The 13,054-nt window shown below is 43.4% G+C and carries 9 protein-coding genes and 1 pseudogene; 1 reads left to right on the top strand and 9 read right to left on the bottom strand.

Features of this window, described 5'->3' with window-relative positions; genetic code table 11:
- Positions 1-121: 121 nt before the first annotated feature.
- Positions 122-1,156, bottom strand: a complete 1,035-nt coding sequence (gene iolC / locus C6P39_RS05880) for a 5-dehydro-2-deoxygluconokinase (protein ID WP_095175471.1) — start codon at positions 1,154-1,156, stop codon at positions 122-124.
- Between the two features lie 469 nt (positions 1,157-1,625).
- Between iolC and C6P39_RS05885 the strand changes: the two genes are divergently transcribed.
- Positions 1,626-3,338 (top strand): IS1634 family transposase, encoded by a 1,713-nt coding sequence (locus C6P39_RS05885; RefSeq protein WP_104805865.1) that lies wholly within the window; start codon positions 1,626-1,628, stop codon positions 3,336-3,338.
- Between the two features lie 242 nt (positions 3,339-3,580).
- Here the strand turns inward: C6P39_RS05885 and C6P39_RS28690 are convergent.
- The 8 genes and pseudogenes from C6P39_RS28690 to C6P39_RS05920 form a co-directional block, all read right to left on the bottom strand.
- A pseudogene (locus C6P39_RS28690) lies at positions 3,581-3,688 on the bottom strand (hypothetical protein); the annotation flags it as partial.
- A 120-nt stretch (positions 3,689-3,808) separates the two neighbouring features.
- Entirely contained in the window at positions 3,809-6,241 is a 2,433-nt protein-coding gene (locus C6P39_RS05890; RefSeq protein WP_104803133.1) for a beta-mannosidase, read from the bottom strand.
- Between the two features lie 17 nt (positions 6,242-6,258).
- Positions 6,259-7,251, bottom strand: coding sequence for a zinc-dependent alcohol dehydrogenase (locus C6P39_RS05895; protein WP_104803134.1), 993 nt, complete (start codon positions 7,249-7,251; stop codon positions 6,259-6,261).
- A gap of 150 nt (positions 7,252-7,401) precedes the next feature.
- A complete protein-coding gene (locus C6P39_RS05900) occupies positions 7,402-8,466 on the bottom strand; it encodes a Gfo/Idh/MocA family protein (protein WP_158661468.1) in 1,065 nt (354 codons plus the stop codon).
- A gap of 14 nt (positions 8,467-8,480) precedes the next feature.
- On the bottom strand, positions 8,481-9,317 hold the full coding sequence (locus C6P39_RS05905) for a carbohydrate ABC transporter permease (RefSeq protein WP_104803136.1): 837 nt from the start codon (positions 9,315-9,317) through the stop codon (positions 8,481-8,483).
- Positions 9,318-9,329: 12 nt separating this feature from the next.
- A complete protein-coding gene (locus C6P39_RS05910) occupies positions 9,330-10,220 on the bottom strand; it encodes a carbohydrate ABC transporter permease (protein ID WP_104803137.1) in 891 nt (296 codons plus the stop codon).
- Positions 10,221-10,239: 19 nt separating this feature from the next.
- Complete coding sequence (locus tag C6P39_RS05915; RefSeq protein ID WP_104803138.1) at positions 10,240-11,634, bottom strand: extracellular solute-binding protein; 1,395 nt, start codon at positions 11,632-11,634, stop codon at positions 10,240-10,242.
- 315 nt (positions 11,635-11,949) lie between these two features.
- Positions 11,950-12,969: a LacI family DNA-binding transcriptional regulator gene (locus C6P39_RS05920; protein ID WP_104803139.1), complete on the bottom strand. Its 1,020-nt coding sequence runs from the start codon at positions 12,967-12,969 to the stop codon at positions 11,950-11,952.
- Between the last annotated feature and the right edge of the window lie 85 nt (positions 12,970-13,054).

Consider the following 13,054-nt stretch of genomic DNA (forward strand, 5'->3'; position numbering starts at 1 on the left):
TTTCATTTTACCGTGCAGGCTTTGCCTGCGTTACGGGCGAGGGGGGAACTCCCGGCCCGCCCCGCAGTCAGTGTTTATGTTAGTATCTATGTCAACGAATGTTACATCCGTTATGATGCCTTTATACCCTTGCGATCATCTCTCCGAATTTTTCTTTCTCTTCTTTGATAAATGCGTGTACCGCGTCCGGTCCCGGAAGGGAATCGGAACAGTTGTTGCTCCTTACCATCATGGAAGCCTCTGCGGAACCGAATTCCAGGCAGTCGATCACTTCCCATCCCTGATACAGGCCGTATAAGAAACCTGAGCCGTATCCGTCTCCGCCGCCAAAGCCTTTTCTGGCGTCAACCGGGAAGGGTTTGATGGAATATTTCTGTCCGTCACAGGTGTAGGCTGTGGAACCTTTCATTCCGTGTTTGATCACAACGATCTTTGCGTTGTAACCCTGCCACAGGGCTGCGGACTCTTCATCTGTCATGCCCGGCTGGATCAGCTTTTCTGTCAGGTCAAACTCTTCTCTGGAACCCATGATGATGTCAGCTTCTTTTGCTACCATGGAGTAGTAGATTGCTATCTCATCGCTGTTCTTCCAGTTATACTCTCTGTAGTCAATGTCAAAAATAATCTTTGTATTGTTTTTCTTTGCCAGAAGTACGGCTTTGATAGCTGCTTCTCTGGAAGGACTCTCTGCCAGCGCTGTTCCGGAGATCAGGATCGCTTTTGTCTGTTTTATGTATTCCTCATCAATGTCATCCACGTGAAGCTGTAAGTCAGCAATGCAGTTTCTGTACATCAGGATGCTGCTTTCCTTGGCTGATAACATCTCTGTAAATGTAAGACCCAGTTTCTCACCGCCGGTGCATCTTGTAATGTGTGATGTGTCAATTCCCTGCTCATCGAAATAATCCACTACATAGTCACCAAACTGGTCATCCGATACTTTACCCAGAAAACCTGCCTTCATTCCGTGTCTTGTAACACCTACAGCGATGTTGGCCGGTGAACCGCCGACAAATTTCTCAAACATATGAACTTTCTTCAGTGGTTTGAACTCCTCTTTTACCTGGTCATTGTAAGCTGGGTTAAAGTCAATTGCCACGCGGCCCAGTAATACCAGATCCATTGGTCTGCTCTGATCAAATTCTACATACTTCATAACAACTTTCCTCCTGTTTTCTCCATCCATGTTTGCGTGCTTTTTATTTATGTGTGCGTTTACGTGCTTTCCTTTTGTGCTTTTATAGTATCACACGCGCAGATGATGTGCAAGCACTTTTTTACTTTTCGCATGTTTTCTATTTTATGCACAATTTCAACATGATATTTTGTGTCATTTTCACAATAACTTTGTGTGCTTTAATGTGTGTGCTTTTTAACGCAAAGAGCCTGTGAACCGAAACAGATGTCGGAACACAGGCCATTTTAGCTTCTATTTATTTCATTTTCCAATATCATATACCCGTCTTTGGGATTTAGCACTACAATCTTTAGAGGTTTATTTTATTACGAAACAGCCGCAGTCAGCATAAATGCTGGCTTTTTTTGTTTTTGAAAAACTTGACAAAAATCTTTTTTATATATTGACTATATGGTGCTATAGTGTTATAATGAAAAAGGGTGATTTTATGGCATATTTTTTAAAGAAAACTAAGAATAAAAAAGGCACTTATCTTCAAATTTATGAAAGTTATTACGATCCCGAACGCAAAGGCGGTGCTCATCGTTCTTATAAACCGATCGGCTATGTTCATGAACTACAGGCAAACGGCATTGAGGATCCTATTTCCGTATTTGGCGAAGAAGTACAAAAACTTAATCAAGAATACAAAAAGAAAAAACAGTCTGAAAAAGAACGACAGATATCTGAAGAATCTCCTGAAAAACTTCTTGGCTATTTCCCTTTGAAGAATCTCAATGATTCTCTCGGATGTAAAAAATATCTCGACCTTATGCAGACCGCAACGAATTTTCGGTTCAATATCTTTGATATGATGGCAGCCCTCATTTATGCGAGAGTGGTCTGTCCCTGCTCAAAATTAAAAACTTATTTAGAGGTCATCCCCAAGCTGTTTGAAAGACACGACTTCTCCCTTGACCAGATCTATTCCGGTCTCGGATATATTGGTTCTGAATATGAAAAGATCATCGAGATCTTCAATCATCAAGTAGCCCTGAAGTATCCATTTGATACTTCCCACTCCTACTTCGACTGCACAAACTTTTATTTTGAGATTGACAAAGAAGATGATTTCCGGTTAAAAGGACCCTCAAAAGAAAACAAAAAGGAACCCATCGTCGGGATGGGCCTGCTCCTTGATGCAGACCAGATCCCTATCGGTATGAAACTGTATCCCGGGAATGAAAGTGAAAAACCAGTGATACGGGATATCATTGATGATCTGAAACAACGCAGCCACATATCCGGCAGGACTATCCAGATAGCAGATAAAGGGCTTAATTGTTTTAACAACATCCTGCATGCCCTGAAAACAGGAGATGGCTACATTTTCTCGAAATCTGTAAAGACACTCCCGGAAACAGAAAAAACATGGGTACTTCTCGAGAATGATTATACTGATGTCAAAAACAAGAAAGGAGAAGTCCTTTACCGCATCAAAGATTGTGTGGATGATTTTTCATATACTTATACGGATGACAACGGACATAAGAAGACACTGAAACTTACAGAAAAACGTATTGTGACATTTAATCCAAAACTCGCTGAAAAGCAAAGATATGAAATCAACCGACAGGTGGAAAAAGCCCAAAAACTCAGATCATGTGAAGCAAAGAAAGCCGAATACGGAGATAGTTCCAAATATGTCACCTTTGTCCCTGCTGACAAAAAGGGCAAAAAAACAACTGGAAAGATCAAGGTGGAAATGAATGAAAAAGCAATAGAAAACGCAAAAAAGCTAGCGGGTTATAACATGATCATAACTTCTGAAACCCGAATGGAGGCTTCGGAAATCTATGCTGCTTATCATAATCTCTGGAGGATCGAGGAATCCTTCCGCATCATGAAATCCCAGCTTGACACAAGACCGGTTTATATGCAAAAGCAGGAAACGATCACCGGTCATTTCCTCATATGCTATCTTTCTGTGCTGCTGACGAGGCTCTTACAGATACATACCTTAAAGGATGAATATGGCACAGAAGAGATCTTTGATTTTATACGTGATTTTAGGGTTGCCAGAATCGCTGACCGAAAATATATAAATCTAACCAGGAGTTCGTCATTTATCAAGGATTTATCTTCTCTGACAGGATTACCATTAACATCTTATTTTCTCGGAAATGAAGATATAAATAAAATGCTAAGTCATAGGTTCTAACCTATGGCTTAGCACTATTTTTTTACCTCAACTTCAAAAGACAGGTAGTATCACACGCGCAGATGATGTGCAAGCACTTTTTTACTTTTCGCATGTTTTCTATTTTATGCACAATTTCAACATGATATTTTGTGTCATTTTCACAATAACTTTGTGTGCTTTAATGTGTGTGCTTTTTAACGCAAAGAGCCTGTGAACCGAAACAGATGTCGGAACACAGGCCATTTTAGCTTCTATTTATTTCATTTTCCAATATCATATACGGAACGGACCTGAAGGTGTGCTGCCTGCCCCTCTGACACAGTGACACATACTTCACCCGCATTCATATCAAAATAATTGTCGGATAGCTTTACATCCTGCNATTTTCACAATAACTTTGTGTGCTTTAATGTGTGTGCTTTTTAACGCAAAGAGCCTGTGAACCGAAACAGATGTCGGAACACAGGCCATTTTAGCTTCTATTTATTTCATTTTCCAATATCATATACGGAACGGACCTGAAGGTGTGCTGCCTGCCCCTCTGACACAGTGACACATACTTCACCCGCATTCATATCAAAATAATTGTCGGATAGCTTTACATCCTGCTGCAGATCTCTGATCTCAATACATTTTGCATAGGCGTCTGCATGTATTCTGATCTCATTCCCGTTTATCTCCCAGGTAAGTCCCGGGTCTTCAAAGGCAAAATGTTTCGGTGCGCAGAACAGGGTAGTACCCCATGAGACTTTCTGCCCGTCCATCCAGAATTCATAACTGATATAGTTCCTAAGCTCGTCTGCTTCAGGAAAGATAAGATTATCCAGCCAGACAGAGGACAAGGCCGGAATCTCTGCCTTCTTTTCTCCCTGCATGAGAATTGCAGAACGGGGATTTCTCAGTTCCCATTTTACCGTCCCGCAGATATCCCTCCTCGTCTCATTTGCCACACAAAGATGAGCTGATCTCACAATCTCTTTTCTTTCTTCCACGCATGAGGGACGCTGTGTCATTTCCCCCTCTTCACAGCACGATATCATGATCGGGGCAAAAAAGCGTCTGGCAAAATAGTGCAGTGCCTTCCAGCGGCCATAATAATCTATACTTGACCAGGATGCTGCCGGCCAGCAGTCATTTATCTGCCAGTAGATCGCCCCCATGCAGCGTCCTCTGTTCCGTCTCCAATGTTCCACCCCATACCGCACCGCATCTGCCTGCAAAAGCTGGGACGCATATAGAAGAGTATCAAAATCCTGGGGGTAAAGATATGTCTGGGACAGATAATTTAAAATCTTTCCATTTGCAGCCTGATTTCTCTGATGCATTTCCATTACTCTGGAAAAAATATTTCTATCCTCCGGCGCCGTAAATGCCTCCACGGTTTTCAGGCACGGAAAAGACTGGAATCCGAATTCTGACGCATATCTGAAGTAATACTTTCTGTAATCTGAAAATGGTTTGTTCCCATGCCAGACATCCCAATAATGGACATCGCCCCTGTCAGGATCATTGGGGGTTTTAAAGCCTCCTCCGCAGGAGGGAGAAGAAGGCCAGTAAAATCTGTCCGGGTCCTCAGATTCCACAATCCGTTCTATGATATATTCAAAAATCTTAATATAGTCTGCGCGTGTCTTTTCATCAGCATGATACTCCCCGTCTTTCTGCTGCCATTCCATCTCATTATTTCCGCACCACAAAGCCAGAGATGCATGGTGACGCAGTCTTCTCACATTCTGCTTTGCCTCTATTTTGATATTATCCTCAAATTCACGGGTCAGTTCATAGGACGCACAGGCAAACATAAAGTCCTGCCACACCATCAGTCCCAGTTCATCACAGATATCAAAGAAATAATCATCTGGATAATAGCCGCCGCCCCAGACCCGCACAGTATTATAGTTTGCTTCTGCACAGTCCTCCAGCAGCCTTCTTGTCCTTTCCGGTGTGATCCGTGATAAAATATTATCTTCCGGAATATAATCTGCCCCCATGGCAAAAACCTCAACTCCGTTCACCACATGGGTAAAGCTCTCTCCCCATCCATCTTTCTCATTTTTAATGGTAAGCGTCCGCAGCCCTATCTTTCTTTCCCATACATCCAATACATGTCCCCGGGCATTGAGCAGTTTAACAGATACGGTGTATAAGGGCTGAGCCCCATATCCCCGGGGCCACCAAAGTTCGGGATTTTCTATTTCTGTGATGTTATCTATCGAAGTAAAGGTATTGCCGAGGGAATCTGTAACGAATGTGCTGATCTGCGTTTCTCCCGATTCCCATTGCTCAATCTGTGCCTCTGTCTTTAGGATCACCCTGTCTTCTGTATGTATCTGACGGATTCTGACGCTCTGGATGCGGGCTTCGTCACATCCCAACAGTTCAATATCTCTCCATATCCCGGCATCCGGCAAACGGGGGCCCCAGTCCCAGCCAAACATACAATGCGCTTTTCTAAGCAGTGGAAATCCTTCCATAGCATCCCTGGACCCCTCTACCCGATGTTCACGGAAAGCTTCCTTTATATAACGTATCGGGGAACGGAATATTATCTGCAGATGGTTATCACCCTCATGCAGACAGGATTTGATATTAAACTCCCATGTTCTGTGCATATTATCCGCTTTTCCGATAATCTTTCCGTTCCACCGCAATTCCGCAACCGTATCCAGCCCATGACAGCAGAGCAGGATCACATCATGTTTCAAAAACTCCCCGTCTATCCTGACTTTACGCTCATATATATAATCTTTTTCCATAAGTCTGGTGGCTTCCAGTTCATTATCCCTCCAATAGGGGTCTTCCATTTTCTCCTGGTCAAGGAGGGCCTGGTACACACTCCCCGGGACCCGGGCAGGAATCTCAAAACTTTCGGCCGTATCTTTTAACATCCATTCGCCGTTCAGACTTAAACCTTCTATCATACCCTTCTCCTCTATCCTCACACCTTCTCATTCACAGTGACAATCACCTTTAACGTGGTATCACGTTTCAGGCGGCACATATCCAGCCCTTCCCCGATCTGTTCAAAAGGAATGCGGTGACTGATGACCGGCAGGAGTCCCGTATCTTCTCTCTCCGCCCATTCGATACATCTTTTCAGGGATATTTTTGCACTCTCCACCCCCTGAAATTCAGGAGGACAGATCCCTGCTTTTTCCAGTTCTGTTTTTTTCTCCGCCCAGTCAAAGGGCGGCACACCGTAAGCGATGATCCTTGTCTCTGCATGAGCCAGCTCTGTCATTTCTCTCACCACATCCCCGCCAGTCGCATCAATGATCACATCCGGCTTTCCTCCAAGGCCTTCACATATGGTTTCCAAAAAATTTTCTTCCTGTGAACTAACCGCACAGTCGGCCCCCATTTCCAGGGATTTACCAAGACGCATTTTCCGTCTTCCGATACCGCATACTTTCCCGGCTCCCAACATTCTGGCCAGTCTGTGATAAATCAGCCCTGCAGGTCCCAGACCAAATATACAAACCTTATCACCTTTTTTTATCAGTGGTATCCCATTTTCATGGAACAGGAGACGTCCTGCCCCGATCACCATCTCAAACATGGCAGCAATGTCTTCCGGAAACTCTTCTGAAATTTTTCCCACAGCCGATTCTGCTGTATCCAAGATCACATAGTCGGCAAATGCATTCCCGTTCACTGTCCAGTACACAATACGGTCATTCATCTGTAAATCTTTGACCGCCGCTCCTTTTTCAACAATTCTCCCTGTACATTCATGGCCGATAATAAACGGAAACGGAACATTGGGCCAATATTTTTCCGGTGTATCTGTTGCGTAGACTTTATTGTCTGTTGTATTGCATATTGCCCCCCTGGACACATGTATTTTTATCTGTGTATCCTTTTCTATTACAGGTTCCGGCACTTCTTTAATCTTTATCTTACACTTGCCTTCCACAACCGCAGCTTTCATAATATCACCTTTCTTTCAGAAAAATGGAACACATACAGAGTTACTATTCACAGCTCTGCATAAAACACAGTTCTGCGAATAGTAACCACACAGATACTTTTGCACCTTCTGTGCATTCCGTTTATTATGTACTCTGCTGCGGAAAAGAGATCAATACTGATAGTCCAACGTTATCTCTTTTCCCCCAAGCTCTCCTAATTCCCTCATCTTTTCGATTGTATAATCAACCCGGTAACCGTCCACCACAGAGGAACAACCCTCCCGAAGACTTCCTGTCCCGCAGTTTTCCACAAAAGCGGAAAGTTCAGAAATCCACTGTTCCTTGCACTCACAGGAGAAAGTTTCTGGCCCACACATGCCCTGCAGCCACATAGTCACCTGCATGACCTCATACCCCTGCCAGGACGGATTATCCACGCGTAGATATCCCCTTGTCCCGATCACCTCCACACTTTCATTCCACCCATCCCTGAATGGTTTCCACTGAGGCCCCAGGTTCCTGATATCCACACGACCAAGCTTCATTCCGATGTCAAACCCTTTTTCCATTTTCAGAGAAGCATCCAGGAAATAATCTCTCCCGTCTGCATTATCATACCGGGTTTTACAGGCTACCGAGTGAATATCGCCAAAACAGTATCTTAACAGATCCAGGTGATGACTTCCCGAGTGAGTCAGAAATCCTCCCCCGGACAGCCGGGCATCATCATGCCAGGAACCGGCTTCATTTTTGCCTGAAATCTCCGGCTCAGGTGCAGAATTAAAGATGCTGAATGTGACAAACTCCAGCTCGCCCATCTTATCTGCCAGCTCTTTTACTTTCTGAAATCCGGGATTGAATCTCTTCATATAGCCTGTCTGAAACATGATACCTTCTTTGTGCACAAGTTCAACCAGCTTTCTTGACTGTTCCGAGGTAATACAAAGAGGCTTTTCACAGAGTATATTCTTAAAACCTGCTTCAATAACATCCACACATCCCTGGTAATGCATATGATTTGGCAGCGCTACAATGATTCCGTCCAATTCTTTTTCCTTTGCCAGCAGCTCTTTATAATCCTTATAATAGACTGCCCCAAAATGTTCACATGCCTTTTTACCTTCCTGCTCGTCCAATGATGCTATTGCTGCCACTTTAGCTGTATCAATTTTATCTAAAGCAAAAAAGTGGCATTCCGTTATAATTCCGGTTCCTAAAACTCCCAATTTAATCATTCTGCAATCTCCTTTCATCCTTTGATCCCGCTTGATGCAACTGATTCCACAAACTGTCTCTGCAGCACCAGATAAACAATCACAATGGGGAGTGCTGTTAAGGTACAGGCAGCCATGGTAGCGCCCCACTTCATATCATTTAACGTTCTGTATCTGTCAATGGCAACCTGCATAGTGGCCATATGATCCTTTTGCACTGTCACCATCATGGGCCACAGATAATTATTCCATGACCAGAAAAAGTTGGTCAGTATTACCGTGGCAAAGGAAGGTTTTACCATGGGGACAATGATCTTGTGATAAATTCTCATGTGTCCGCTTCCGTCAATCAGGGCTGCCTCTATATAATCGTCGGGCAGACTTACCATACTGGAACAAAGCAGGAAAATAGAGAACGAACTGACGGCACTGGGCAGTATCATTGCTGTATAAGTTCCTAAAAGATTCATCTTTGTAACCAGTAAAAACAATGGAACTATCATTAACTGAAATGGAACCATCATAAAAGCCATTACCACCCCGCGCAGCAATCTCTGCCCCGGAAACCTTAATTTCGTCAGCGCATAGGCAACCATCCCCGACAGCCATGCATTCAAAGCAACCGTTATCACAGATACGATCACACTGTTTATAAACGCACGAGGCACATTCATTGTACGGAACACGTATTTAAAGTGTTCCAGAGTTACATTTTTCGGTATGAGATCCGGAGGATATTTTGCGATTGCATTGGATGGTTTAAATGCAGAAGACACCATCCAGTAAAAGGGAAACATTGCAGCCACCGCCCCGATCATCAGAACACCGAACAATATGATATTGGTTACCGTGTGCTTTTTACTCTTTTTCATCCATGCCGCCCCCTACTCTATGTCACGCTGAAATACCTTTTTCTCCATCACACTGATGATCATGATCAAACCGCCAACCACTACGCCTATTGCCGAAGCATAACTCATATCATGTATCACAAATCCCTGCCGGTAAAGATACAGCGATAGGGTGGTTGAACTTCCCATTGGGCCTCCCTCTGTCATGATATAAGGCTCATTAAACAACTGGAATGCCCAAATGGTAGCCATCATGATACAGAACATAACCGTGGGATTCAGAAGCGGCAGTTTGATCTTCATAAATATCTGAAAGGTACTTGCGCCGTCTAGCTTTGCCGCTTCAATGTAATCCTTTGAAATTCCCTGATAGGCGGCTAAAAAGATAACGGTATAATATCCAATATCCATCCAGGCTTTTACCAGTGAAATAGATATCATAGACATTTTCGGATCTGTCAGCCAGTTCACCCCGTTAAGCCCCATATACTCCAGGAAATAATTAATAGTGCCATTAGACCCCTGCAGCAGCCATTTCCATATGATGGATATGATAACGGAGCCTGTAACGACCGGCAAAAAGTAAATCCCTCTGAATAAATCCCGTCCAATAAAATTCCGGTTCAGAATACTTGCAAATATCATTCCGCCTAAGATAGATATGGTAATCTGTATCAGAAAATAGATAAAGGAATTTCTCACTGCCATCCAGAACACAGAGTCCTGAAAAAGCCTGCGATAATTATCTATCCCTATAAATTCCGTAAAGGAATTTGTCACCAGATCCCATTTTGCAAAGCTTCCGGCAATTGCCATAAATGTGGGGTATACCATAAACAAGATACAGAAAATTATGTACGGTGCAATAAATACAATTGCAATCTTATCCCATCTCCCTCTGGTTTTCCCAGGCAGCTTTTTCATAACGGTCAGTCACCTTCTCTCATTCCTTCTGCAGAATCTGATTCGCTTCCTCTTCCGCCCAGGCAACTGCTTCCTGCGCACCCATTTCATTATATGCCACCTTTAAAAATGCGGTTTGTAAAGGTAGCATAAGATCGCATTCATGAAGGGTATTCATATCGGAAATCGTAGAATTTTTCCCAATCTCCAACAGTTTTGACGCAATTTCCCCGAATTCTTCAAATACCGGCTTTATTGTCTCGTTTTCCTGTACATTCTCTAAACAGGGATACTCGCCGGAAACCGCAAAATCTTTGGCACACTGTTCATCTGAAAGTATAAATTTGATAAATTCCCAGGACGCCCGGCGGGTCCTGTCACGTTCCTCCCCTTCCGGAACCCCCAGTTCATCTATAATACATAGGTTTCTCACGAATCCGTATGTATCAAATTCGCCCCTCTCTGTCCCATCCGGCACCGGTATGGGTCCCATGACATATTCAAAGTCTTCCGCCGCAGAATTTTTAATAGTGGCCAGCATATCGGACTGTCCTCTGGCGGATGCGGTCTGGCCTGTCACGAAGGGATCCAGGTCCCAAAGTTCTTTATATGCCCAGCCTTCATCAAATAATTTCTCATAAAACTCATACACTTTGATCATATTCTCATTATTAAAGGTAACGGACTTCCCGTCTTCCGCCACGATCTGATTACCGCCATTGGCTGCAATATAAAACGGATACATGGTAAACTGCCATCTCCACCACTCTTCCCCCATCCAGGGCGCGATTGCCCAGCGTTTTTGATTGGGGTCTGTCACTTTCTCAGCAAATTCAAAATATTCCGAATACGTCTGCGGGGGATTTTCCGGATCCCAGCCAATCTCCTCCATCATTTTTTTATTGTAGAACATTACATTGGGGGAGGTATACCAGGAAATAGAGTAGGTATTCCCATCAATCCAGGTATAATTCAAATCAGGGTCCATCCTTTTCATCTGCTCTTCATAATCAGGAAAATTGTTCAGAGGATACAACAAGTCATTATCCACATACCACAGGTCCTCTATGTTCAGAGACTGGTGAATATTGGAATTAGTCCTGGACTGGATATAAGTCATCAGCATTTCATTATCCGTATTATCCGGTGCAACACTTCCGCTTACTTTGATATTGGGATATAATTTCATGAACTCCTCTACCTGTTCTTCCCCAAGCGCGATCCGCTCCGGCGTCTCATAATACCAATAACGTATGGTTGTCTCCGGCATATCAGAAATATCTTCCGCAGTGATCCAGTCAACTTCTGTCCCGTCTTCTGACGCTGTTTCAGAGGGATTGGCTTCCTTTTCTTTTGTCTCCTTCTGACATCCGGCCAGCATTCCGGTACATAGAGCAGCAGCAAGACTTACAGCCCATATTTTCTTATGTTTCATTTAGATTTCCTCCTTATTTTTATAATTTTACAGTGCGCGCGCCGACTGTTAATTAACACTTTCCGTCTCTTATTTTCTGATTACACTATATCATGACGCTTTCATTTTATCAATTGATTATTTGATTTTGTAACTTTATTATTTGCAATGTGTCAATCAGGCATCCATATACAAAGGTACCCGGGACCAGAAGCTCCGCGGCGGAGCGCAACAAAAAATGCCAGCGGACTTTGCAGACCATCTGGCACATATTTTCAATCTATTCTTTTTTTATTTACAATGGATCGAAGCTTTTCCCCGCATAAAACCGCTGATCTAATCCATCTTTTTCACGGATTCACCGATCACCAATTCACCGGCAACGCTCTCGATAACGGATTCACCGGTATATCCTGTATGAATCCTTTTTATCAGCAGTTCAACTGCTTTCTTTGCCAAAACATCTCTTTTCACATCATAACTGCAGAGTACAGGATGTCTCATATATATCCTCTTCATCCCGTCAAAACCCGCCACCGACACATCATCTGGGACCCGGATCCCCCGGTCTTTCAAGGCATTGATCAGTATAAATGCCGCCGCGTCGTTACCGCATACCCATGCCGTCGGCGGATCGTCCATATGCAGGATTTTGTCTGCAAAGGAATCTGCTGCCGATAAATCTATAAACCCATACCCGGAAGTGCTCAGCAATTCATTCTGCCTCTGTTCACCTAGTCCTGAGGTCAAAAGTGCATGCCGGTAACCCCACAGCCGTTCAACAAAGCTGCTGTAAACACCTACATCCGCAAAATATCCGATCCTTTTATGTCCGCAGGAGATCAGATGCTTTGTAACTAAAAATGCGCCATCCACGTTAGCGCTGAGCACATAGTCAGCTTTTACACCATAATGATGTAAAAGCATCATCAGGCAGGGGATCTTTTCCTTTACATAATATTCCAGATAATCCTTTTCAATCTGTCCGAGAAAAACAACCCCGGCCGCGTCCATCTCATAATAAACACTGGGAACTGCATTTTTTTTCTGCATCTCTTCGCTGACAGTTGTGAGCATCATACGGTATCCCTGTTCTGCAGAATGCCGCAGCAGACTTGAGATCAACGGAAGAAAAAATTCATCTTCGCGGTCAAACCTGTCATCTACGATCAGAAGAAGGTTTTTCTTTTTTAGTTTTATCTTATTTAATCCTCCGTAATCAAGCTCACGGGCTTTCTCCAGTATTTTTTCTTTTAATGCATCGCTGATCCCGGGTTTCCCATTCAGAGCCAGGGAAACTGCATTTTTTGATATATTCAATTCATCTGCAATGTCCTGCATGGATGTTTTTCCCATTATTTTTTACCTCTTATCCGCCACTGAACCGTTACACTTCTTTTTTCATTATATTCATGGCACTATATTTTGTCAAGTATTGTCA

Origin of the sequence: Blautia marasmi, from assembly GCF_900258535.1 — a bacterium.
GTDB classification, from domain to species: Bacteria; Bacillota; Clostridia; order Lachnospirales; family Lachnospiraceae; genus Blautia; species Blautia hominis.

What these genes read in the sequence shown, in the direction of transcription:
- iolC (WP_095175471.1), bottom strand. Translation starts at nt 1,156, where the DNA reads ATGAAGTATGTAGAATTTGATCAGAGCAGACCAATGGATCTGGTATTA.
- C6P39_RS05885 (WP_104805865.1), top strand. Translation starts at nt 1,626, where the DNA reads ATGGCATATTTTTTAAAGAAAACTAAGAATAAAAAAGGCACTTATCTT.
- C6P39_RS05890 (WP_104803133.1), bottom strand. Translation starts at nt 6,241, where the DNA reads ATGATAGAAGGTTTAAGTCTGAACGGCGAATGGATGTTAAAAGATACG.
- C6P39_RS05895 (WP_104803134.1), bottom strand. Translation starts at nt 7,251, where the DNA reads ATGAAAGCTGCGGTTGTGGAAGGCAAGTGTAAGATAAAGATTAAAGAA.
- C6P39_RS05900 (WP_158661468.1), bottom strand. Translation starts at nt 8,466, where the DNA reads ATGATTAAATTGGGAGTTTTAGGAACCGGAATTATAACGGAATGCCAC.
- C6P39_RS05905 (WP_104803136.1), bottom strand. Translation starts at nt 9,317, where the DNA reads ATGAAAAAGAGTAAAAAGCACACGGTAACCAATATCATATTGTTCGGT.
- C6P39_RS05910 (WP_104803137.1), bottom strand. Translation starts at nt 10,220, where the DNA reads ATGAAAAAGCTGCCTGGGAAAACCAGAGGGAGATGGGATAAGATTGCA.
- C6P39_RS05915 (WP_104803138.1), bottom strand. Translation starts at nt 11,634, where the DNA reads ATGAAACATAAGAAAATATGGGCTGTAAGTCTTGCTGCTGCTCTATGT.
- C6P39_RS05920 (WP_104803139.1), bottom strand. Translation starts at nt 12,969, where the DNA reads ATGGGAAAAACATCCATGCAGGACATTGCAGATGAATTGAATATATCA.